Origin of the sequence: Brevibacterium epidermidis NBRC 14811 (assembly GCF_001570805.1) — a bacterium.
Lineage (GTDB): Bacteria > Actinomycetota > Actinomycetes > Actinomycetales > Brevibacteriaceae > Brevibacterium > Brevibacterium epidermidis.
In genome coordinates this window covers 1-21,855 of record NZ_BCSJ01000008.1, presented here as the reverse complement: position 1 = coordinate 21,855, position 21,855 = coordinate 1, and the positions used below count along the sequence as shown (strand labels likewise).

General features: G+C 66.2%; 18 protein-coding genes and 1 tRNA gene. 10 read left to right on the top strand and 9 right to left on the bottom strand.

Annotation, left to right across the window (positions count from 1 at the left end; translation table 11 throughout):
- Window positions 1–34: 34 nt before the first annotated feature.
- Genes BEP01S_RS05620 through BEP01S_RS05610 form a run of 3 tightly spaced genes read right to left on the bottom strand, consistent with a single transcriptional unit; the run spans window position 35 to window position 2,468 of the window.
- Complete coding sequence (locus BEP01S_RS05620) at window positions 35–955, bottom strand: tryptophan 2,3-dioxygenase (protein ID WP_052239893.1); 921 nt, start codon at window positions 953–955, stop codon at window positions 35–37.
- A gap of 17 nt (window positions 956–972) precedes the next feature.
- Window positions 973–1,347: a protealysin inhibitor emfourin gene (locus BEP01S_RS05615; RefSeq protein ID WP_039208471.1), complete on the bottom strand. Its 375-nt coding sequence runs from the start codon at window positions 1,345–1,347 to the stop codon at window positions 973–975.
- Entirely contained in the window at window positions 1,344–2,468 is a 1,125-nt protein-coding gene (locus BEP01S_RS05610; protein ID WP_062241317.1) for a M4 family metallopeptidase, read from the bottom strand. The genes BEP01S_RS05615 and BEP01S_RS05610 overlap by 4 nt, the downstream gene beginning before the upstream one ends.
- Before the next feature lie 118 nt (window positions 2,469–2,586).
- On the opposite strand from BEP01S_RS05610, the gene BEP01S_RS05605 reads away from it, so the two are divergent.
- Both BEP01S_RS05605 and BEP01S_RS05600 read left to right on the top strand, forming a co-directional pair.
- Window positions 2,587–3,222: a winged helix-turn-helix domain-containing protein gene (locus tag BEP01S_RS05605; RefSeq protein ID WP_062241315.1), complete on the top strand. Its 636-nt coding sequence runs from the start codon at window positions 2,587–2,589 to the stop codon at window positions 3,220–3,222.
- Window positions 3,219–3,518, top strand: coding sequence for a hypothetical protein (locus BEP01S_RS05600; protein ID WP_062241314.1), 300 nt, complete (start codon window positions 3,219–3,221; stop codon window positions 3,516–3,518). Before BEP01S_RS05605 ends, BEP01S_RS05600 begins: the two co-directional genes overlap by 4 nt.
- A gap of 5 nt (window positions 3,519–3,523) precedes the next feature.
- Here BEP01S_RS05600 and BEP01S_RS05595 read toward each other — a convergent pair whose 3' ends face one another.
- Window positions 3,524–4,726: a low temperature requirement protein A gene (locus tag BEP01S_RS05595; RefSeq protein WP_218004326.1), complete on the bottom strand. Its 1,203-nt coding sequence runs from the start codon at window positions 4,724–4,726 to the stop codon at window positions 3,524–3,526.
- A gap of 161 nt (window positions 4,727–4,887) precedes the next feature.
- Between BEP01S_RS05595 and BEP01S_RS05590 the strand changes: the two genes are divergently transcribed.
- Together BEP01S_RS05590 and BEP01S_RS05585 are read left to right on the top strand one after the other, a co-directional pair.
- A complete protein-coding gene (locus BEP01S_RS05590; RefSeq protein WP_083532573.1) occupies window positions 4,888–6,216 on the top strand; it encodes an MFS transporter in 1,329 nt (442 codons plus the stop codon).
- A gap of 192 nt (window positions 6,217–6,408) precedes the next feature.
- A complete protein-coding gene (locus BEP01S_RS05585) occupies window positions 6,409–8,421 on the top strand; it encodes an ABC1 kinase family protein (protein ID WP_083532572.1) in 2,013 nt (670 codons plus the stop codon).
- Between the two features lie 417 nt (window positions 8,422–8,838).
- Here the strand turns inward: BEP01S_RS05585 and BEP01S_RS05580 are convergent.
- The 3 genes from BEP01S_RS05580 to BEP01S_RS05570 all read right to left on the bottom strand — a co-directional run bounded on the left by BEP01S_RS05580 (window position 8,839) and on the right by BEP01S_RS05570 (window position 12,322).
- A tRNA-Thr gene (locus BEP01S_RS05580) sits at window positions 8,839–8,914 on the bottom strand.
- A 228-nt stretch (window positions 8,915–9,142) separates the two neighbouring features.
- On the bottom strand, window positions 9,143–10,003 hold the full coding sequence (locus BEP01S_RS05575; protein ID WP_062241313.1) for a DsbA family protein: 861 nt from the start codon (window positions 10,001–10,003) through the stop codon (window positions 9,143–9,145).
- 273 nt (window positions 10,004–10,276) lie between these two features.
- Window positions 10,277–12,322 carry a serine/threonine protein kinase gene (locus tag BEP01S_RS05570; RefSeq protein WP_062241311.1) on the bottom strand — a complete coding sequence of 682 codons (2,046 nt, stop codon included), beginning with the start codon at window positions 12,320–12,322 and terminating at the stop codon, window positions 10,277–10,279.
- A gap of 65 nt (window positions 12,323–12,387) precedes the next feature.
- Between BEP01S_RS05570 and BEP01S_RS05565 the strand changes: the two genes are divergently transcribed.
- Both BEP01S_RS05565 and otsB read left to right on the top strand, forming a co-directional pair.
- A complete protein-coding gene (locus BEP01S_RS05565; RefSeq protein ID WP_083532571.1) occupies window positions 12,388–13,977 on the top strand; it encodes an alpha,alpha-trehalose-phosphate synthase (UDP-forming) in 1,590 nt (529 codons plus the stop codon).
- A gap of 10 nt (window positions 13,978–13,987) precedes the next feature.
- Window positions 13,988–14,872 carry a trehalose-phosphatase gene (gene otsB / locus BEP01S_RS05560; RefSeq protein WP_062241309.1) on the top strand — a complete coding sequence of 295 codons (885 nt, stop codon included), beginning with the start codon at window positions 13,988–13,990 and terminating at the stop codon, window positions 14,870–14,872.
- A 44-nt stretch (window positions 14,873–14,916) separates the two neighbouring features.
- On the opposite strand, the gene BEP01S_RS05555 is transcribed toward otsB, so the two are convergent.
- Entirely contained in the window at window positions 14,917–15,984 is a 1,068-nt protein-coding gene (locus tag BEP01S_RS05555) for a substrate-binding domain-containing protein (protein ID WP_062241307.1), read from the bottom strand.
- Window positions 15,981–17,072 carry a LacI family DNA-binding transcriptional regulator gene (locus BEP01S_RS05550; RefSeq protein WP_062241305.1) on the bottom strand — a complete coding sequence of 364 codons (1,092 nt, stop codon included), beginning with the start codon at window positions 17,070–17,072 and terminating at the stop codon, window positions 15,981–15,983. Before BEP01S_RS05550 ends, BEP01S_RS05555 begins: the two co-directional genes overlap by 4 nt.
- A 191-nt stretch (window positions 17,073–17,263) precedes the next feature.
- On the opposite strand from BEP01S_RS05550, the gene BEP01S_RS05545 reads away from it, so the two are divergent.
- The 4 genes from BEP01S_RS05545 to BEP01S_RS05530 all read left to right on the top strand — a co-directional run bounded on the left by BEP01S_RS05545 (window position 17,264) and on the right by BEP01S_RS05530 (window position 21,848).
- Window positions 17,264–17,971: an ABC transporter ATP-binding protein gene (locus BEP01S_RS05545; RefSeq protein ID WP_039208452.1), complete on the top strand. Its 708-nt coding sequence runs from the start codon at window positions 17,264–17,266 to the stop codon at window positions 17,969–17,971.
- 3 nt (window positions 17,972–17,974) lie between these two features.
- Window positions 17,975–19,207, top strand: a complete 1,233-nt coding sequence (locus tag BEP01S_RS05540; protein WP_062241302.1) for a DUF4032 domain-containing protein — start codon at window positions 17,975–17,977, stop codon at window positions 19,205–19,207.
- Window positions 19,208–19,340: 133 nt separating this feature from the next.
- On the top strand, window positions 19,341–20,204 hold the full coding sequence (locus tag BEP01S_RS05535) for an SDR family NAD(P)-dependent oxidoreductase (RefSeq protein ID WP_236853177.1): 864 nt from the start codon (window positions 19,341–19,343) through the stop codon (window positions 20,202–20,204).
- 144 nt (window positions 20,205–20,348) lie between these two features.
- Window positions 20,349–21,848 (top strand): amino acid permease, encoded by a 1,500-nt coding sequence (locus tag BEP01S_RS05530; RefSeq protein WP_062241300.1) that lies wholly within the window; start codon window positions 20,349–20,351, stop codon window positions 21,846–21,848.
- Window positions 21,849–21,855: the final 7 nt, after the last annotated feature.

Sequence of the window (21,855 nt, the reverse complement as noted above, 5' to 3'; positions counted from 1 at the left end):
CGCAACGCGCCCTCGCGCTGGGACGGAGGGAAAATCAGACTCCCCTGTCGCCGATGCCGGGTCCGTTCTCGATGCCGGTGCGGATGTCGAAGAGTTCGGGGAAGAACGTCAGGTCGAGCGCTTTCTGCAGGAATCCGACTCCGCTCGAACCGCCGGTTCCGCGTTTCATGCCGATGATCCGCAGCACCGTGCGCATATGCCGGTAACGCCAGAGTTGGAAGTTCTCCTCGAGGTCGACGAGCTCTTCGCAGCTCTCGTACTCCTGCCAATACTTCTGCGGGTTCTCATAGATGATTCGGAAGACGTCGCAGAGTTCCTCATCGAAGGTGTGGGCGACGGACTTGTCCCGGTCGAGGAGCCGCTGCGGCACCGGAAGTCCGCGGCGGGCCAGGCAGGCGAGGAATTCGTCGTAGATGCTCGGTTCCTCGAGGTACTTCTCCAGCGCCGCCCGCGCATCGGGATCTCCGTCGAAGACCGGGAGCATGGCCCGGTTCTTGTTGCCGAGCAGAAACTCCACGGCCCGGTACTGCCAGGACTGGAAGCCGGAGGCACGGCCGAGTTGGTCGCGGAACCCGACGTATTCGCTCGGCGTCAGTGTTGCGAGCACGGACCACTGCTCGGTCAGGGTCTTCTGAATGTGCTTGACCCGGGCGATGCGCTTGAGCGCGGTCTGCAGCTCATCGTCGGCGATGAGCCGGCGGGCGTCGAGCAGTTCGTGGATGACGAGCCGGAACCACAGTTCCGTGGTCTGGTGCTGGATGATGAAGAGCAGCTCGTCATGATGCTCGGGGCTGCTGACGGGGTGCTGGGCGCCGAGGAGTCGGTCGAGGTCGAGATACGACCCGTACGTCATCGAATCTTTGAGGTCGGTGTGGACCCCGGCTTCGAGGTCTCGTTCGTTCTTCTCTGCCGTCGTCCGAGCGTCGCCGCCCGGGCCGTGGTTCGTGTCAGTCATGACCTCCAGCATAAGGGTCAGCCGGGTTGTCGCCTCTGCGGTTCGGCGACTTCCCGCACCTCGTCGACCAGCTGCTTCCACTCCGGCGGCAACTGACTCTCGCCGAAGCGCACTCGCCCGTACCGGCTTTCGATGAGGTAGGCGAACCGGTCGGCACCCGCCTGCTGCGGCGCATCCTCACTCTGCCCGCTGTCGGGCCAGGGAAGTTCGGCGATGCGCGGACCGAGGTCATCCCGCCGAGAGCTCGCGTCGATGTCGACGTCCCAGACGAGCAGCATCCCGCCGATCCCTCCGGACCGTTCGACGAGCAGACGTCCGAATCGCTCGGCCGGCTGGCCAGAGGAGCCGTTGTCACCGGAATCTCGCGGATCCCCGGCCAGGGTGTCGTTCACCAGCTGCTCCCCTGGTTTCCGCGTGCCGAACCTGAGTGGGAGATGCCCACGGCTTCCCACCCGGACACGATCGCATCGTGAACGTCGGATCCGGCTCCGAACTGGTCGGCCGCCTCGGCGATGGTGAGTTCTGCGAACTCCGCGAATTCTGTGCGCCGCGTGATCTCGGCCCCTGTGAGGACCGAGTACCAGACCTGTCCGACGCTTTCCCAGGCCGGACCGCCCACGGCGATGGCCGCGAGCGCGAACGCCCGGTTCGGAATCCCGGAGTTGAGGTGGACCCCGCCGTTGTCGGAATCGGTGGTGACGAAGTCGTCCATATGCGCAGGCTGCGGATCCTTGCCGAGGACGTCGTCGTCATAAGCCGTGCCGGGTTCGATCATGGAGCGCAGGGCGCGGCCGGTCACATCGGGAGTGAAGATCCCGGCGCCGATGAGCCAGTCGGCGTCCTCAGCGTTCTGTCCGGCGTCGTGTTGTTGGGTCAGCGCCCCGAAGACATCGGCACAGTGTTCGTTGAGTGCTCCCGGCTGGCCGAAGTATTCGAGGTCGGCGGTGTGGCTGATGACGCCGTGGGAGAGTTCGTGGCCGATGATCGACAGCGAACCGGTGAAGCCGGTGAACACTTCGTCATCGCCGTCGCCGAAGACCATGAGTCGGCCGTCGAAGAAGGCGTTGTCGTAGTCCTTGCCGTAGTGGACGCTGGCCATGAGCGGCATTCCCGCACCATCGAGCGAGTCACGCCCGAACACCTCGGAGTACAGCGAATACGAAGCGCCGAGTCCGTCATAGGCTTCGTTGACCGGTTCATCGTCGACGGGTCCTTCGCCTTCGGAGCGGACGAGTTCGCCGGGCAGTACCTCGGTGTTCTGCGCATCGTGGATGAGGCGCTGCAGTCCTGCAGGAGCGGGGGCGGCGAGCGCGGATTCGTCCTTGCCGAGATCGGCCGGAGGGGTATAGCGCAGTCCGGCCAGGCGCAGGTTCCGGCAGCTCTCATCGGACATCCGACAGCTGGCTGCGGCGGCCGCGGCCTTCGGGAATCGCTCGGTGCCGCGCTCGGCGATCGCATCGAGGAGATAAGGCGGGACGACACTGTGAAACGGGACGACGCTCTGAGAGACCATGACTCCAGCGTGCCACTTTCACCTCCGATCCGATAGTGCCTCACTGCCGGCAGCGCCCACCTCGAGAAACTGCAAACAAACTATTGCAAAGAGTTCTTTGCAAGTGTATCTTTGCAATATGAGCGAGGAGACCCCTGACGACAGCATCCGCGAGATCTCTCATCCCGATGGCGTCCGTGAGATCAGCACCTCGGCCCTCAAGGGGCTGGCCCATCCCCTGCGGATGGCGATCTACGATGCCCTGTCCACGCAGGGTCCGCAGACGGCGACGAGCCTGGCCAAACGCCTCGGCGAGTCCTCCGGTGCGACGAGCTATCACCTGCGTCAGCTCGCCCGCCATCAGCTCATCCGCGAGGTCGAGGGCGAGCGGAGCGGTCGGGAGAAGTGGTGGGAGAGGATCCCCGGGGCCATGAAGGTGCCGGGCCCCGAGCGCGAACTCGACCCGTCGGCACGGACGGCTTCCTCCTACGTCAACCGGGAGTTCGCACGCAATCAGCATCGCAATTTCGAAGACTTCATCGACGCGGCCTATGACGAGCACCGGATGTCGAAATCGTGGGTCGCAGCCTCGGTCAGCGAGACGAGCAATCTGCGCCTGACGAAGGAACAACTCGCTGAGATCGCCGCCGAGTTCGAAAGGACCACTATGACCTTCATCAACAAGTACCGCGGCCGCAATGATCCGGGCTCCCGCCCGGTGCAGATCCAGTTCAACGCTTTCCCCCTGACCGAAGGAGAGGAAACCCCATCATGAGCACTCTCACCGCACCCATCCGCCCACCTCTCGCCGATTTCGGCGGGGCATCTCATCAGCGCCGCATCGTCGAACGCACGGTCACCGTGACCCGGGAGCTCGTCGTCGACGGCGAGCAGTCGACGGCGACCTCGGCCACCGGCCTCGACGCTCTGGTCCTGCGGCTGGCGCTGTGGCTCATCGAGCGTCGCCGCGTCCGGGCCCTTCACGTGCGGGTCGATTCTGCGGAGATGTCACGTCGGGTCGACGAAGCCAAACGGAGGCACATCGACCGCTATCACGGCCTGCCGTTCTGACGCACTCACCGGACGACCGCCTCGGCGGCGGACTTGCCGTTCTCGTCCAGTGGAGGGAACACGACGAGGGCGATGACGATGATGACCATGAAGAACGTCGTGAGGAACGTCGGGACCGGGATGATCGGGTCGAGAAGGACGAGCAGGGCGCAGGCCGGAACGACGGTGTTGACGACTCCGTTGGCGTTGGCGCGGATCGCGAGCACCCACACCCCGAGGACGAACACGGCGATCGGCACCGAGACCGTGAATGTCGCCAGCCCTCGGTCGAGGGCGCTGGCGCCGAGCTGCGAATCGGCTTCGACTCCGACTCCGGCAGAGAATGCCCCTGCCGCAGCGAAGATGAAATAGTGCCCGTAGCCGTACTTGAGCGATCCACCGAGGCTGCCGATCGCGCGGTGATGCGGCGGCCAGAAGTAGATCCACCACATCGAGGCGGTGACGGTCAGGCACAGGACGCCGAGGGAGTCGAGCGGAACGATGTCCTCGACTTCGCCGAGGGCCTCGAAGATCGTGTTCGCCGAGGCCAGAAGGCTCTCACCGAGGACGATGATCGTGAAGCAGCCGTAGCGTTCGGTGATGTGGTCGGGGTGCCACGGCGTCGTGCCGCGCGTTTCCGCGATGACGGGCACCGCCACCTCGGCGAGGATGAGCACTCCGACGCCCACAGCACTGGACACGGGATCATCGATGCCCAGCCATGCCACCCAGAGAACCTGGACGATGCCGATCCCTGCCGCATACACGATCGTCGTCCATCGCGCCCGACCGGCGCCGCGGGAGGCGCGCAGCCATTGCGAGATCATGATGATGCGCATGAGGACGTAGCCGGCGATGAGCAGCCGGAAGTCACGGTCCTCGAAGACCGGCCCGATGCCGGCGGCGAGGATGAGCACTCCGCCCATCTGCACGATCGTGAGCACCCGGTAGAGCCAGTCATCGGTGTCGAATGAGGTCGCGAACCACGTGAAGTTCATCCACGCCCACCAGATCCCGAAGAACACGAGCAGATAGCTCACCACACCGTCACCGATGCGTCCGGCCGTGATCGTGTCATGCAGGTGTGAAGCCGCGATCGACACTGCGATGACGAAGACGAGGTCGAAGAAGAGTTCGAGTGTGCTCGCTGCGCGGCCCTCTTCGCCCGGGTCGCGCGGACGCATCGGGCTGAGGCGGAGTCGAGGTGCGGCTGAGTTCTGTGCGGTCATGCGGATCCTCAACGGCCGGACTGAGTGCTCGGACATTCTATGGCCGCCCAACCGACTCCGATACCCCGCCGCGCTGGCCCGCCCGGTGATCCGCATACCCACGGCCGCTCTCACCTCGGACTCCGCGACCACCTCACGCACACCCCAACTAGACTTGCCATGTGCTCAAACCCATCCTGTGGCCGGTGCTCGTGCCGTTCGCGCTCTTCGCCGTCGGCCTGGGCGCGATCATGCCGATCCTCGTCCTCGGGGCGCTGTCGCTGGGGTCGACGCAGGCGTTCGCGGCCGCCATCGTCGGCTTCATGGGAGCCGTGTCCCTGATGGCCACGGTGCCGGCGGGGATCCTCATCGACCGCCTTGGTGATTTCCGGGCGATGACCGTGGCCACGGCTGCGGCGATCATCGTCCTCGGCTCCATCGTCGCCGCCTTCATCTGGGATTCGCCGTACTCGCTGCTCGTCTACACGGTCGCACTCATGGTCTTCGGCCCGGTCTCCGACGTGTGGAGCCTGGCCCGTCAGGCCGTCGTCGCCGAGGTGATGCCGCCGGCCGACCTCGCCAAGGCGATGACCGCGCTCGGCGGCACGCAGCGGGTCGGCAACCTCATCGGGCCGATGATCGGCGCGGGCCTCATGCTCGTCTTCCCGATCTGGTCCGTGTTCGTCTTCTCCGGTCTCACCGCCGTCGCTGCGATCGCGATCATGGCCCTGCCGATCGCGCAGATCCCCGGTTTCGACGACCACCCCCACCGCGCCGAGGCGGCACCGACCTCCCGTCCGGACGATCACGATCCCTCCCTCACCGATGGTGATTCTCCCGCCGAGGCGGCCGATCCTGGACACGGAGACGCCGCTCATCCTCGGCGAGGGAAGAAGGACCGTCGGCCGCCGTTGGACGTGCGGTGGAAGTCGGTGATCCTCACCGGCGTCACGATCATCGCACTTGCGGCGGCCCGCGCCGCCCAGCCGGTCGTCGTCCAGCTGTGGGGCGTCGAGATCGGGCTGCACAAGTCCTCGATCTCGCTTATCATCGCGTTCGGCGCCGGACTCGAACTCATCGTCATGTTCCTCGGCGCGTACATCAAGGATCACCTCGGCCGGGTGGCGACTCTCGTCGCCTGCCTGTCCATCTTCGGCACCGGGTTCGTCATCATGGTCGCGAAGCCGGATCTCGCCGGAATGGTCATCGCCGCCGCGGTCATGGCCTTCGGCAACGGCCTCGGGGCGGGTGTGAACATGACTATCGGGGCGGACCTCTCCCCCGCAGTCGGACGGCCCCGGTTCCTCGGCATCTGGGCGATCTTCAACAACGGCGGCAAACTCGGCGGGCCGACGCTGCTGTCCCTCATCATCACCGTGACCACCCTGCGATTCGGGGTGCTCTTCCCGGGACTGCTCGCCTTCCTCGGCGCGGTCTGGATCCTCATCTGGGCCCGCCAGGTCGGACTGCCCGGCCGCCGGAGGCGCCTTGACCCACCGAGCACGGGCTGACCCGCAAGGTACGGGCTGACCCACCGAGTACGGGCTGACCCGCAAGGTACGGGCTGAACCAACGAGCACGGACTGACCCGTCGCGCGCACACTGAACCAGCGCACACGGACTAGGCTGGAGATGACCGATTCGACGATGTTCGCCCTGACAGCCTCACGCTGACGGGCCGGACAGGATCAGGAGAGTCATCGATGGAAGCGCTGGACGTCGGCGGATACGTGCTGGTGAGCCTGGCCGCGCTCGTCTTCCTCTTCCTCCAGTCATGGTTCGCCGCCACCGTGGTCCGCCGTGTCGTCGGAGTTCCCACCGGCTGGCCGCGCACCCTGGCCGTCGGCCTCGTCATGAGCGCCGTCGTGGCCGTGACCGTCCAATACCTCTACCGGGCCGGCACCGGGCAGAACACCACCGGCCTCGACGTCTCCCCCGGGGTAGCGGTGCTGTTCATGGTGCTCGCCCTCGGGTGGATCTTCGCCCTGGGCGTCGGTGCCCTCGTCATGCTCGAAGCGGCCTTCCCGACCGGGTCCCTGCCGAGCCCGCAGTCGCTGTTCTTCGGGTGGAAGTCCCGCCGTCGCCGCGCCCGCCGCTACGCCCAAGTCGTGTCCATCGCCGTGCGGCACGGGCTCGGCTCCCAGCTGCGCGGCTTCGGCGGGGATTCACCGGGTCGCGAGGTCAAGACCGCGCGGGCGCTCAAGGAATCCCTCGCCGAGGCGGGGGTGACCTTCGTCAAGCTCGGACAGATGCTCTCGACCCGCCGAGATATCCTCCCTCCGGTGTTCGTCCGGGAGCTCGAGACCCTCCAGACCGAGGTCACACCCGAACCCTGGTCGGTCATCGAACCGGCCATCACCGAACGCCTCGGTCGACCCATCGACGAAGTCTTCGCCCGGATCGGGTCCACTCCGCTGGCGGCCGCCTCGGTGGCGCAGGTCCATGAGGCGACCCTGCTCGACGGCACGGAGGTCATCGTCAAGGTGCAGCGCCCGAAGGCGCTCAATCAGGTCACGCAGGATCTCGACATCATCCTGCGACTGGCGGCCTGGCTGAACAAGACCACGACCTGGGGTCGGGATCTGGGTGTGAAGTCGCTGGCCGCGGGGTTCGCGAACACACTCGAAGAGGAGCTCGACTATCGGATCGAGTTGGACAATATGGCCAGCATCGAGGCCTCTCTCACGCGGTCGGGCAAGTTCGATGTCACCGTTCCTCACGGTTATCCGGGCCTGAGCGGCGAACGTCTGCTGGTCATGGATCGGCTGCCCGGACAGCCGGTCTCTCGGGCAGGGGCGCTGCTGACCGGGCTCAGCGATGCCGAACGCTCCCGGTTGGCGACCACGCTGCTGGGAGCCACGCTCGAGCAGATCATCGGCGACGGGATCTTCCACGCCGATCTGCATGCCGGCAATATCTTCATCACTCCCGAGGGGAAACTGGGGCTTCTCGACTTCGGTGCCGTCGGCCGACTCGACCCGGGCACCCAGACCTCGCTGGGTCTCATGCTCTATTCGATCGACCAGAACGACAGCGCCGGAGCCACCGATGCCATCATCGAACTCCTCGGACGGCCTGATGGACTCGACGATCGGGACGTCGAACGCGCCGTCGGCGAACTGCTGCTGCGCTACGGAGGCGGCATCCGTGCGGCGCAGGGGCAGAAGCTCTTCGATGATCTGTTCAATCTCGTGCTCGCCCACCGGTTCTCCGTGCCGGCGCCGATCAGCGCAGCTTTCCGCGCGATGGCCACGGTGGAGGGTGCGCTGCTGACGATCGACCCGAACTTCGATGTCGTCGCCGTGTCCCGGCGAGAGGGCAACAGACTCGTGCGGTCGAAGCTCAAGGGCACGAAGATCACCGATGAGCTGCAGCGTCGGGCGCTGCAGCTGATGCCGATGATCGACCGCATGCCGCGCCGGATCAACAAGATCACCGAGGATCTCGAGCAGGGCCGGTTCTCGATGAACATGCGCGTGCTCGAGAATCCCTCCGATCGCAGCTTCCTCACCAGCCTGTTCCAGCAGCTCATCGTCGCCGTCCTCGCCGGGGCCGCCGTGGTCGGAGCGATCATGCTCATCACCAGCGACGAGGGTCCGCTGCTGACGAAAGATATCCACCTGTACTCGTTCTTCGGCTTCGTGCTGCTCTTCGGCGGCTTCGTGCTGAGCATGCGCTCCCTCATGCTCGTGTTCAGACGCGACGGGCAGGGCTAGCCGGGGCAATCCGAGCTCGCACTGGCCCGGTGGCTGACTTCAGGTCAGTATCGGATACTTTTCGCCAACGGAAATGTCCGATGGCGACCCAATTCGATTGCGTCACCCTTCTTAAGCGCATTGTTGGGTCGATCCACGGTGTTTTTGACACGAAAACCACCGTGGATCGACCCAACAATCCAATGCGGGCGGGGTTCACGGAACGACTCGCGGGCAGCTTGATGCCTGGCGGCTGCTGCCTCACGGGCCGGACGACGGCATCCAGAAGGGATGGGGCGGCCGATCACGGTGACCGCAGTGGGCGTGACACGGCTGCGCTGTACACACATTTTGGTCATTAACCCTCGGTCGGCCTCTAATGAGCACAGAAAAAGCCCCGCGCTCACTGTTTCCAGCGATGCGCGGGGCCTCTTCGGGTGGAGCCCCCTGTCAGACTCGAACTGACGACCTTCGCTTTACAAGAGCGGTGCTCTACCAACTGAGCTAAGGAGGCGTGGTGCGCACCGAGCGTGCGCGCCTACACGATAGTAGTCCATGGCCGGGCCCGGCCACAAAACCGCGGGGACGAGCCCTCCCGGACTCCCTCACCGAGGCGGCCCCCACCTCAACCTGGACCACCCATCCCGCGGAGACGAAGAAGGCCGGACCCCACGTCGGCGGGATCCGGCCTTTCTCACCTAGCACCGGTACTCACGTGGCACCGGCCGGGAGACTCAGGCAATCAGCCCTTGAACTCTCCGGTGGCCTTGAGAATCTCGGTGGCCAGGGCCTGCGAGTCGCTGGTCTTGTCGGTGTGCTTGCCGTTGATGAGCACCCACGGGGTGGCTTCGACGCCATCGTCCAGAGCGGTCTGGCTCGACTGCTCGACGAACTTGTCGAAGGTCCGGTCGGTGACGCAGGACTTCACGGTCTGCTCAGGGTCGGCCTTGAGCTTCTTCGAGGTGTCGACACCGGCATCTTCGGCCACCTTGAGCAGCTCCTCATCGGTGCGGCCCTCGGTGCCTTCCTCCGGCTGCTGAGCGAAGAGGGCGTCAAACAGATCGACGGCGACCTCGGGCTGGCTGTCGACGACGCAGGCGGCGAGGTTGGCGGCGCGAGTCGAGTACTCGTTTCCGCTGGACATGCGGTCGAGGAACGACACCGGCTTGTAGTTGACGACGATCGAGCCCTCATTGGCGAGCTTGCGCAGCATGTCTGCATTGCCTTCCTCGAAGGCCTTGCAGCCGGGGCACTGGAAGTCCAGGTAGACGGTGACTGTGGCGGCCCCCTTCTTCGCACCCTCATCGGTCGGAGCCGGCAGATCCGACTCCTCACCTTCGGGCATCTTCAGCGGCTGCACGAGCGTTTTGTCCTTGCCCACGGTGATTCCGTCGGCAACATAGTTCGTGGGGCTGACAGCTGGTTTGCTCTGCTGGAAAACGAGCACACCGACCACGGCCAGCACGGCGACGACGACCACTGCGATCCCGGTGTACAGGATCGTCTTGGCGGTCTTCTCCTTCTTCGCCTGATTCGCCGCGATCTGGCGGGCGTTCTCGCGTGCGCGGTTCCGCTTGTCGTCCGCGGAGTTGTTCTTCGCCATTGTTCCTCACGTTGGATCGTCTGACATCGGTGCGGCCTGAGGCCCGATCGGTGCGGGACGGCTTCCACGACCCGCCAGCACCACTGTACCGAAACAGGTGAGTGGCCGACTCCCAGAAACATTCAAGGTTCAACTACAACGTTCAACTACCTCGACGCAGCGGCACTGGTTTCCAGGCGTCGGCGGCAGACACAGCGACAACGACCTACGGACGTCGACTGCGGACACAGCGGCGCTGATCTCCCGACATCGGAGGCAGACTCCCCCGCCGGCTCAGACCGGTCCGGGCAGATAGTCGAAGGGGTTCGTCGTCAGCGGCCACCACGACATGGCCGCACCGGACTGGATGACCATGACGGCCAGGATGATGAGCAGCGCGATCACGGCCAGGGCGATGAGTCGGCCGAGCTGATTGCGAGTGGCCCCCGAGACGAGCAGCCGCGACCCGAAACGCAGACTCGAAGCTCCCGGCCCGACCCACAACACGAGCGAACCGGCGGCACCGGCTACCCACACCGACCATTGTTCGGAGGCACCGCTGGGCACGATCCCGGCGATGTCGAGTCGAGTGAGTACGAGCGCGGCAGCAGCCGCGATCGCCGGCAGGATGAGCGAGGCCACTGAGGTCAGGATCGACGCCAGCACGGCTCCCGGCGCCGAGGCGAGCGCCCGGAAGAATCCACCGGAATCCGTTCCGCGGTCGAACCGGTACCGCTGAACCTTCCGATCCAGACGTGTGCCGGTGCGGGCGAGCACCGACCAGATCAGCGCGACGACGCTGATGACCAGCGGGCCGAGGGGCATGACGGCGACCGCCAAGGCGACGAGTCCGAAGACGACCCAGCCGCCGGACTGCACTCGCCGATTTCCCATCGGCGACAGCGGCTGCCTGCCCGGCTGTACCGGCTGACCGTCGGGACCCCTGAGCTGACCGCCGTAACCGGACCGGTCGCCCCACTGCCCCTGCGCGACCTGACCATGCGGTCCGCCGGGACCGCTCGGTCCGACCAGACTCTGTCCCTGACCGGACTGGGTGCCGGGCTGGACGAAGCCGGAACGACCGAGGTCGGCGCCGGCCATCGGAGATCCCGGGCCGGCCTGAATGCCGCCATTGGGGTTGCTGATCGGTGGCGCGGTCGCCTGTTGGGGCGGCTGCCCATGCATCTGCCCGGGCCCATAGCCCGCCCCTTGGTTGGGTCCTGCCCCGAAGTCTGAACCGGCATGATTTGTCGGCCGGCTGGATCCGGGGTACTGCGGCTGCCCGCTGCCGGAGGTCCCGGCTCCCGGATAGCCCGTGCCTGCGAAATCTCCGCGCGAACTGCCATGACCACCAGAGCCCCCAGCCCCGGCAGCACCGAATCCAGCAGCAGCTCCCGCAGCACCGCCGATAGCCGCACCGCCCAAGGCGGCCCCTGCCGCCCCGGCACCACTGCCGGCACCGTCATCGACGGCCGGCATGACCGCGGTTCCGCTCGGTGTCCGCTGCTGTCCACCGGCTCCGCCGCTGGGGCCCGATCCGAGCTGCGGCGGGCGTCCGGACTCGATGTCGACGAGTGCGTCGAGGATCATCTGCCCCGAAGGGCGGCGCTCGGGTTTCGGGTCGAGGCAGGCGGCGATGAGCGGTGCGAAGTTCTTCGGTGCCCCGTCAAGATCGAATTTGCCCATGGCCACGCGTCCGAGCACTGCTTCCAAGGGCCCGGAGCCATAGGGGTTGCGACCGGTGGCGGCGAACGCCATGGTCGCGGCCCATCCCCACCAGTCGGTCTTCTCGCTCGAGGACTTGCCGTCGGCGATCTCCGGGGACAGGTAGCCGGGTGTGCCCATGACCAGGCCCGTCGCGGTCACGCGCACCTCGTCGGCGACCTGGGCGATGCCGAAGTCGATGACCATCGGCTCACCGTCCATGATCATCACGTTGGCGGGCTTGAGGTCGCGGTGGATGACGCCGGCGTCGTGGACGGCGTTGAGGGCGTCGAGGAGGGCGTGGCCGAAGTGGACGAGCTCATCCTCGGCGAAAGGACCGTTGTCGCGGACATCATCGGACAAGGTCTGCCCGTCGACGAATTCGGTGATGATGAACGGCTGCGCGGAATCGAGCTCGGCGTCGAGGACCTCGGCGATCCGAGGGTGGCGGATCCGGCGCAGAGTGCGGGTTTCGCGGGCCAGACGCTTCCTGGCGGTCTCGTCATTGGCGATGTGCGGATGGAGGACCTTGACCGCGACCGGGTTGTTTCCGCCGTCGACACCGAGGTAGACGACACCCATGCCGCCCGAGCCGAGCTCCTCGATGAGGCGGTAGCCTCCCAGTTCCTGATCCATCACCTGGCCAAGCCTAGTCGAGCGAGTACAGTTCATTCCAAGGACCGATTCAGGAGGAGGCGCAGATGAGCACCGTCAACTCTGCCGAGCCAAGCACCGAAATCCCCTATGGCGACAGCGATTTCGTCGTCGTGGCCAACCGCCTTCCCGTCGACCGTGATCCCGATGACGAGAACCACGGATGGCGCACCTCACCAGGAGGTTTGGTCACTGCGGTGGCTCCGGTGATGAAGGCTCAGGAGGGTGCGTGGATCGGGTGGACGGGTGTTGCCGATGAGGACTTCGAGCCCTTCACGATCGACGGCATGCACCTGACCCCGGTGACTCTGACAAGTGAGGATGTCCTCAGGTACTACGAAGGGTTTTCCAACGCCACACTGTGGCCGCTCTACCACGATGTCATCGTCCCGCCCGAGTACCACCGCACCTGGTGGGATGCGTATGTGCGGGTCAATGAGCGCTTCGCGCACAAGATCGCCGAGGTGGCCGCGGAGTCCGCGACCGTGTGGATCCACGATTATCAGCTCCAGTTGGTTCCGCTCATGGTCCGTCGGATGCGTCCCGACGTGGCGATCGGCTTCTTCAACCACATTCCCTTCCCGCCGTACGAACTCTTCGCCCAGCTGCCCTGGCGCGATGAGATCCTGCGCGGCCTCCTCGGTGCTGATCTCGTCGGCTTCCAGCGTCCTGCGGATGCGGCGAACTTCCGGCGCGCGGTGCGGGGTCGGCTCAACTTCTCGACGAAGGGCTCGACGGTCCTCGTCCCGGCGGGCGAGGCCGTGGCCGCGCACGTCGTCCGCGCCGAGGCCTTCCCGATCTCCATCGACACTCCCTATCTGGAGGAGCTCGCGAAGGATCCGGACATCATCGAACGGGCCCGGCAGATCCGTGAGGACGTCGGCAATCCGAAGGTCGTCATGCTCGGCGTCGATCGGATGGACTATACGAAGGGCATCCGGCACCGGCTCAAGGCCTACGGCGAGCTTATCGCCGAGGGGCGCCTCAACGTCGAGGATGTCGTACTCATCCAGATCGCGACCCCGTCGCGGGAGCGGCTCGAGCAGTACAAGATCATCCGACACGACGTCGAGCTCGCGGTCGGTCGGATCAACGGAGAGCAGGCCGATGTCGGGTCGATTCCCGTCCGCTACCTCCACCATTCTTATCCGCGCGATGAGATGACGGCGTTCTTCCTCGCCTCCGATGTCATGTTGGTGACGGCTCTGCGCGACGGGATGAACCTCGTGGCCAAAGAGTATGTGGCGTGCCGGCAGAAGGACGACGGGGCGCTCGTGCTCTCGGAGTTCACGGGTGCCGCCGAGCAGCTCACGGGTGCGGTGATGGTCAATCCGCACGATATCGCGAACCTCAAGGCAGGCATCCTCGAGGCCATCGAGATGGATGACAAGACGCGTGCCCGGCGGATGCGGCAGATGCGGCGGAAGGTCACCACGGATACCGTGAGTCTGTGGTCGAAGAACTTCCTCGATGAGCTCAACCACCTCAAGCACAATCCCGAGGCCGTCGTCCCCGACCGCCCGGTCGTGCAGAAGAGTCGGACCGCTCCCCCACCGGATGCCCCCGCGGCCCCATCGGGCCGGGCCGATCGCCCCGAGGAAGCCGAATGGGTCTCCGAGATCTCCACTTCCCGATAGGAGGATCTCAGTGACGTCCGATCCGACCGTTTCCGCGCCCGCCGTCTCGACTCCCGCCGAGGTGGCTCTGCGTGATCTCGCCACCGCCGATTCGCTGTTGGTGGCCTTGGATTTCGATGGGGTGCTCGCACCCCTCCAAGACGATCCGTCGACCTCGCGGATGGTCCCCGAATCGGCCGCGGCCATTGCGGCGCTGGCGGATCTTCCGCGCACTCGGGTGGCGTTGGTGTCAGGTCGGGATATTGCGACTCTGCGTCGCCTGTCGCAGGCCCCGGATATGGCCTGGCTGGTCGGTTCGCACGGCGCGGAGGCCGAGCTCGGGATCGACGCCGACCGCGATGGCGACTCTGCTGTCGTCCGGTCGCCCGAGCTCACTGCGGCCGAGGCGGAGATGCTCGCCGCCATCGATGCTCACCTCGAGGCGTTCGAACACACTCTTCCGGGCGGGCACGGCACCGCGGATTTCCTCATCGAGCGCAAACCCTATTCGCGAACCGTGCACACTCGCGGAATCGCCCCCGAGGCAGCCGCGGCACTGCACGGCCACGCCACCGAAGTGCTCGAGGAGTTCCCGGACATCCGCGTCATCGAAGGTCACGACATCACCGAACTCGCCGTCAAACAGGCGACGAAAGGTGATGGCATCCGGCTGCTCGTCCGCGCCGGCGAACCGACGGCAGCGGGCTACCTCGGCGACGATGTCACCGATGAGGACGCATTCGCGGCCCTCGACGAACTCACGGACTCCCGCGCCCTCGACACCGGCCTGAGCGTCAAGGTCGGGTCCGCGCAGACTCGTGCTCCCTGGCGGATCGCCGGCCCTGAAGCCGTGGCCGAACTGCTCGGCCGCCTCGTTGCAGAGCGCACGGAGTTCCTCCGCACCGTCCACGGTTGAGCTCGAGCCGCCTCGGCGAGGATGATCGCGAACGAACCCCGAGGTCAGCGGCGCTGCGGGGGCACTGCGCTGGCGCGGAGGACGAGGTCCGGATCGACCGTGTAATCGACGTGCACGCGCGCGTCACCGGCGGCGATCATCGTGCGGATCTCGTCGATCGCGGACTGCGCCACGGTCGCCCAGTCGTAGACGACCTGCGACAGGGGCGGTTGGACGACATCGGCGTCGGGGACGTCGCCGACCGTGAGCAGGGACAGATCTCGGGGCACGTCGAGCCTGAGCCGCTGCGCGGCCTCGAGCATGCCGAAGGACAGGGACGGGGCGCAGGCGATGACGGCGGTGCAGCGCAGATCGAGCAGCTCCTCTGCAGCGGCGACTCCGGCCATGGCTCCGCCGGCAGCCTCGACGACCGGCGCCTGATCACGAGTGGCGGGGATGTGGAGGATCCCGGCCATCGATCTGCGGAAGCCGGCGATGCGGGCAGGCGCAGCCGAATCGCGCAGGACGGCCAACCCGATACGTTTGTGGCCGAGGTGGACGAGGTGAGCCACGGCGGTGTCGATTCCACCGGTCGCGTCGAGGTAGATGCGCGAGATCCCGTCGTCGTGACGGGCATTCGAGATGCGGATGAGCGGCAGCCCGCGTTCGGCGAGCATTCCCGCGAGCACTCCGGCGGCTCCACCGCCGACGACGACGGCTCCGGAGATCGCGGGTCCGCCGTGTTCGCTGCCGAGGATGGTCTCGAGCAGGGTCTCATTGCGTTCGGTGATGGCCTCGATGTGGACGACGGCGATGCCGAGTGCGAACATCCGGTTCGTCAGGATCTCCGCGAGACGCGAGTACGGGTCGACGTTGCCTGCCGACACCGCGGGTTTGATGAGCGCAATGAGCAGCGGTCCAGAACCGGTTCCGGCTCCCTCCCCGGCTCCCGGGCTTGAGGTCTGCCCGGTGGCGCCGAGGATCGCGAGCGCCTGACGCACCTTCGCCAACGAGTCAGCCGACACGGATTCGGGGTAGCGCAGGGCTCGTGAGGCGGTGGCCTTCGAGACCCCGGCGGTACCGGCGATCTCGGCGAGGCGAACGTGACGGTGCTCGGGCAGGTGCTCGCTCATTGGCGTGCCGCCGTCGTCGAGGTCCGGGCGACGAGCCGCGGACGGAACACCGGAGGAACGGAAGGCAGGCCTGTCGTCGAGATCCGCAGGGTCTGCAGGGTCGCTGCGATGAGGGCATTCGACAGCCCTTCGACGTCGAGGCCGAGCACTGTGGCCGGAGGGCCCGTGAACTTCATCGTCGGGGAGTCGCCGAATCCGACGACCGACATGTCGCGCGGCACCTGCAGATGCCGGTTCCGCAGACCATGGAGGGCACCGTGCAGCTGCAGAGCGGACTGGACGATCACCGCGGTGCACGTCGCATCCTTGAGCTCGAGCACGGCACGCGAGCCTCCGGAGAACGACTTCGGCACCCGTGAGATCCAATCCTCGAGGTTGAGCCCTAGGTTCCTGGCCGGATGTTCGGCGAGGAAGCGGCGGATGAGCTGGACGGCCAGCTCACCGCTGTCATTGCAGATCAGCCCGATCCTCCGGTGTCCGATCGCTCGCAGATGCTCGAACGCCGTGGTCATCCCGCCGCCGAGATCGAGGCGCGCGGCGATGACATCGGCGCTGCCCGGCCCGGTCGATCCAGTCGATCCGGTCCCACCCGATCCCGACGCCACCGGTCCCGAGCCAGACGATCCAGTCCCGGCCGCCCCTTCCACGGGAACATCCGTTCCGGGCCCGCCGTCCTCCTCGGTGGCGGACTGTTCGGCGACGCGGATACACGGGATCTCCGTGTTCAGGCTCGTCATCGTCGTGGTCACCAGGGCCACGGCACCGGCGTCGATCGCGGTCTGCAGCGGCTCCGGGTCGGTCTCGACCAGCGGGCGGGTGACGAGGAGATCATGATCCTGCAGGGCCTTGGCCACGCGAGTGCAGACCTGGACCTGCCAATGTTCGGGATTGCCGGGAGCACTGACGGCAACGAGCCGCCTCGGCGCATCATGGAGCAGGGTCGAACGCGAATAGCCGAGCTCGCTCATCGCCTCCAGCACCTTCGCCCGCGTCGACTCGGCGACGGCACCGCGACGGCCGAGCACTCGGGAGACCGTGGCCAGAGAGACCCCGGCCCTGGCGGCGACCTCGTCCAACGTGACCTTCATACGAATCAGTCTACTTTCGCACCGCGGTATGCGTCGGCGCACAGCCATCGTGCTGAGAATCACTCTACGCTTTGTCGAATTCACAGTGTGCCCCAACTCTCCACCCCTTAGGATGAGAGTGACTGAGCATCCCTGCCAGGTCACCGACGACCAGCTGCTCACGGAGTTATTCAGAAGTTTTAGGAGGACTTATGTCAACGGTGTCGTTGAATGGCCTCAGTCATGTCTACGAGAACACGACGTCCGAATCCGTTCACCCTTTCAACCTCTTCGTCGATGACGGCGAATTCCTCGTCCTCTACGGCCCCACCGCCTCGGGCAAATCGACGATCCTGCGGATGCTCCACGGTCTGGAGACCCCGAAGTCCGGCACCATCCTCATCGACGGTTCCGATATCACCCACGCCGCCGTCAACGACCGCGATGTGACCCTGGCCCTGGAGAGCTACGCGCTCTACCCGCATATGAGCGTGCGCGACAACCTCGGCTTTGCGCTGCGCGTCGACGGCCTGCCCGCCGACGAGATCCAGGAACGCGTCGAATCCGTGATGGACAAGATCGGACTGAGCGACATCCTCGATTCCGTCCCCGGCGACCTCACCCAGCTGCAGCGCCAGACCGTGGCCCTGGCCCGCGCCGTGGTGCGCCGCCCCAAGGTGCTCATCATGGACGAACCCGTGGTCAACCTCGTCCCCGAGCAGCAGGCGGAGACTCTGTCGCTGATCAAGGACCTGCAGCAGGAGTTCGGGCTGACGACGATCTATGCCACCTCGAATCTCGAGGATGCTAAGGTCCTCGGCGACCGGATCGCCTTCCTCGATCACGGTCGGCTCATCGGCGTGGAGAAACCCGACCTCGCCGAGGCGCTCGTGGCCTCGGTCTCCGACACGGACTCCTGAGCCGTGGCTCCGGAGATCCACACCGTCCGGAACGCCGATCATCAGGCCCTGGCCGAACTCCCCTGGCACCTGCCCCTGGCGGAATGGCCGGAGACGCTGGTCGGCGGTCTGCCCCGCGGAATCTCCCGCCACGTCGTGCGCTACGTCGAGATCGGGGACGAAGTCCTCGCGATCAAGGAGACCGACGACGCGCAGGCGCTGCGTGAGTTCGACATCCTCGGCGCGCTCGGCAACCTCGACGTCCCCCTCGTCGAACCCCGCGCCTCCGTCGGAGGTCGACGGACCGAATCGGGCGAGAAGCTCAAGGGCGCCCTCATCACCGCCTATCTCGAATTCTCCCTGCCCTACCGTGCCCTGTTCTCCCGGGACCTGGCCGAGGACACCGGCGGCCGCCTCGTCGATGCTCTGGCCGTTCTCCTCGTCCGCCTCCACCTCGTCGGCTTCTACTGGGGGGACGTGTCGCTGTCGAACACGCTCTTCCGCCGCGATGCCGATGCCTACGCCGCCTATGTCGTCGATGCCGAGACCGGTGAGCTGCACGACCAGCTCTCCGACGGGCAGCGGAACATGGACCTGCGGATCGCGCGGATGAACATCGCCGGGGACTTCCTCGACCTGCAGGCCGCGGGTCTCGTCGCACCCGAGACAGATCCGCTGGCTGCCGGTGAGCGACTCTGCGAGTCGTACAACGCCCTGTGGGCGGAGCTGACCCGGGTCGAGGAGTTCAGCGTCAACGAACGCTGGCGCATCGACGAACGCATCCGCCGCCTCAACGATCTGGGCTTCGACCTCGGCGAACTGACCGTGACGACCGACCTCGACGGCATCAGCCTCCTCGTGTCCCCGAAGGTCGTCGAACCCAATCATCATTCGAGGCGTCTGCTGCGCCTGACCGGGATCGGCGCGAACGAGAACCAGGCCCGCGCGATGCTCAACGACCTCGACTCGTTCCGTTCTGCCCCCGAGATCGCCGAATTCGATGAACTCGACGAGTCCCAAGCCGCCCGCCGCTGGCTCGACGAGGTGTACAAACCCCTCATCCAGGCGATCCCGGAGAACCTCACCCGCAAACTCGAACCCGGGCAGATCTTCTACGAATTCGCCGAGCACCGCCGCACCATGGCCCGTGCCCGCCAACGCGACATCCCCACGATGGAGGCCATCGCCTACTTCATCGTCGACTACCTGGCGAACCTCCCCGACGAGATCCGCTACGTCGACAGCGAGAAGTTCTGACACCTTCACCTCAGCCGATGTTCCACAAGGTGAAACGGGGACTGCAGGGCCGCCTCGGCGGGCATACCTTTGAATTCCACGGAGACGACACCGGTGTCGCTCCGGCACCGAACCCCGTCCGGAAGGATTCCCGATGTCGACGAATGAGCCGATGCCCACGAACGAGAACAACCCGTCGATTCCGTCCCTGTTCGACTTGAGCGGCCGCACCGCCGTCGTCGTCGGGGCCGGCTCCGGACTGGGGCAGGCCAGCGCGATCGGTCTCGCGGACGCGGGGGCGCACGTCGTCGTCGCCGATCTCAACCTCGCCGGCGCCGAGGAGACCGCCGCCCTCATCGCCGCCCGTCGCGCGGGATCGGCCGCCCACGGAGCCGCCGATGGCGGATCTGACGCCGGGCCCGCGACGGCGGTGGCCGTCGACATCACGGACACGGCGTCGGTCGATGCGCTCGTCGACGCGTGGTCCGATGCCGAGGTCCTCGTCGTCACTCCCGGTGCGAACGTTCGCAAGCGGCTGACGGACACCACCGATGACGAGTTCGACCGGGTCATCGACATCAACCTCAAGGGCACGTACCGGCTGATGCGCGGATTCGGTCGCGAGATGGGTGAGCGCGGTCGCGGATCGATCGTCACCTACGCCTCGTTCCGGGCGCTGGCCATCGAACCAGGTCAGGGACTGTATGCGGCGGCCAAGGCCGGAGTCGTGCAGCTGACGAAGACCATGGCCAGCGAGCTCGGGGGGAAGGGCGTGCGCGTCAATGCGATCCTGCCCGGGCCCTTCGACACTCCCCTGACTCAGCAGATCAAGGCCGACGGGAAGTGGTGGGACGCGTATGCGGATAAGACCGCCCTGGGCCGCTGGGGCCGCCTGCACGAGATCGCCGGGCCCGTCCTGTTCCTCGCCTCTGATGCATCGAGCTATGTCACCGGACATTCGCAGCTCGTCGACGGCGGATGGATGGCACAGGACGGCCGGTTCACCCCCGACGTGTGAGCGCTCTGCCGTATTCGGCACCCCCTCTGCCGCATCTGGCACCCCCCCCTGCCGTGTGAGATCGGCGACGTTGCGGAGCGGTTTCGCCCGTCATCACGCGGAAGCTCAGCGAGACAATATTCATGACTATGCAAGAATATTCATATGACCGTTTCGCAGACACCGTCCACCCCGCCGACGCACACTCCCACAGGAGTGCTGCGGCAGCTGGGGCGGCGCAAGTCGATCAGCGCCATGACCGCCGAGGCCCACACCGATGCGCAGACCGCGCAGTCGGGTGGACTGCGGCGGACCTTCGGCGTCTTCCAGCTGACGATGATCAGCGTCGGCGCCACCTTGGGTACGGGCATCCTCGTCATCCTCGGCGAGGCTGTTCCCGTCGCCGGACCTGCCGTCTGGATCGCTTTCGTCCTCGCCGGAATCACAGCGCTGCTGTCGGCGGTCAGCTACGCCGAGATGGCCGGAATGGTGCCGGTATCCGGGTCGAGCTACTCGTATTCATACGCAACCCTCGGTGAAGGCGTCGCCTGGGTCTGCGGCTGGTGCCTCGTCCTCGAATACGCGGTCTCGGTCGCAGCGGTCGCCGTCGGCGCCGCCGACTACGTCAACGAGACCCTGCGCGTCTTCGGTCTCGAACTGCCCGCGTCCCTGACCACGGGTCCGGGCCTGGCCGACAATCCAGACGGAATCATCAACGTCTCGGCCCTCGTCGTCGTGGCCCTGGCGACCGTGCTGCTCATGCGCGGCGCCCGCGAATCCGGTGTCGTCAACACCATTCTCGTGTTCGTCAAGCTCGGCATCCTCGTCTTCTTCGCCATCGTTGCATTCACCGCGTTCAAGGCCGGCAACTTCGCGCCGCTGCTGCCGATGGGCGCCGCCGGAGTCACCGCGGCCGCCTCGAGCGTGTTCTTCTCCTATATCGGCTTCGATGCCGCATCCACGGCCGGTGAGGAAGCGAAGAACCCGCGCCGGGACCTGCCGCGTGCGATCATCTTCTCGATGCTCATCGTCACCTCGATGTACGTCCTCGTCGCCGTCACGGCGATCGGGGCTCGGCAGTGGCAGTGGTTCGAGGGCGCCCACGCCCCGCTGGTCCAGATCGTCGAAGAGATCACCGGATCGAACATCGCGGTGCTGCTCTTCGCGGTGGCTGCGGTGCTCGCGATCTTCTCCGTCGTCATCACCGTGCTCTACGGCCAGTCGCGGATCCTGCTGACGATGGCGCGCGACGGTATGGTGCCGAAGATCTTCGGTGTCGTCTCCCAGCGCACGGGCACTCCACTGATCGGCACTCTCATCGTCGGCGGCCTCGTCGCCATCACAGCGGCGTTCATTCCGCTCGGCGAACTCGCCGATGCCACGAGCATCGGCACCCTGTTCGCGTTCTGCCTGGTCAATATCGCCGTCATCTACCTGCGGTTCAAACGCCCCGACCTCGACCGTTCGTTCAAGGTTCCGTTCGGTCCGGTCGTGCCCGCGCTGGGAGCCCTGGCGTGCGCGTTCCTCATGGTCAACCTCGGCGGGCGGACCTGGATCGTCTTCGCGGCGTGGATGGCCGTCGGTGCCGTCGTCTACTTCACCTACAGCCGCCGCCATTCGGTTGTCGGCCAGCTCAGCGAAACCGACTACCGCACCACCCTCTAAACCCCTT

Coding starts and splice junctions, on each gene's coding strand:
- BEP01S_RS05620 (WP_052239893.1), bottom strand. CDS start 955: ATGACTGACACGAACCACGGCCCGGGCGGCGACGCTCGGACGACGGCA.
- BEP01S_RS05610 (WP_062241317.1), bottom strand. CDS start 2,468: ATGGTCTCTCAGAGCGTCGTCCCGTTTCACAGTGTCGTCCCGCCTTAT.
- BEP01S_RS05605 (WP_062241315.1), top strand. CDS start 2,587: ATGAGCGAGGAGACCCCTGACGACAGCATCCGCGAGATCTCTCATCCC.
- BEP01S_RS05600 (WP_062241314.1), top strand. CDS start 3,219: ATGAGCACTCTCACCGCACCCATCCGCCCACCTCTCGCCGATTTCGGC.
- BEP01S_RS05595 (WP_218004326.1), bottom strand. CDS start 4,726: ATGACCGCACAGAACTCAGCCGCACCTCGACTCCGCCTCAGCCCGATG.
- BEP01S_RS05585 (WP_083532572.1), top strand. CDS start 6,409: ATGGAAGCGCTGGACGTCGGCGGATACGTGCTGGTGAGCCTGGCCGCG.
- BEP01S_RS05575 (WP_062241313.1), bottom strand. CDS start 10,003: ATGGCGAAGAACAACTCCGCGGACGACAAGCGGAACCGCGCACGCGAG.
- BEP01S_RS05570 (WP_062241311.1), bottom strand. CDS start 12,322: ATGGATCAGGAACTGGGAGGCTACCGCCTCATCGAGGAGCTCGGCTCG.
- BEP01S_RS05565 (WP_083532571.1), top strand. CDS start 12,388: ATGAGCACCGTCAACTCTGCCGAGCCAAGCACCGAAATCCCCTATGGC.
- BEP01S_RS05555 (WP_062241307.1), bottom strand. CDS start 15,984: ATGAGCGAGCACCTGCCCGAGCACCGTCACGTTCGCCTCGCCGAGATC.
- BEP01S_RS05550 (WP_062241305.1), bottom strand. CDS start 17,072: ATGAAGGTCACGTTGGACGAGGTCGCCGCCAGGGCCGGGGTCTCTCTG.
- BEP01S_RS05545 (WP_039208452.1), top strand. CDS start 17,264: ATGTCAACGGTGTCGTTGAATGGCCTCAGTCATGTCTACGAGAACACG.
- BEP01S_RS05535 (WP_236853177.1), top strand. CDS start 19,341: ATGTCGACGAATGAGCCGATGCCCACGAACGAGAACAACCCGTCGATT.
- BEP01S_RS05530 (WP_062241300.1), top strand. CDS start 20,349: ATGACCGTTTCGCAGACACCGTCCACCCCGCCGACGCACACTCCCACA.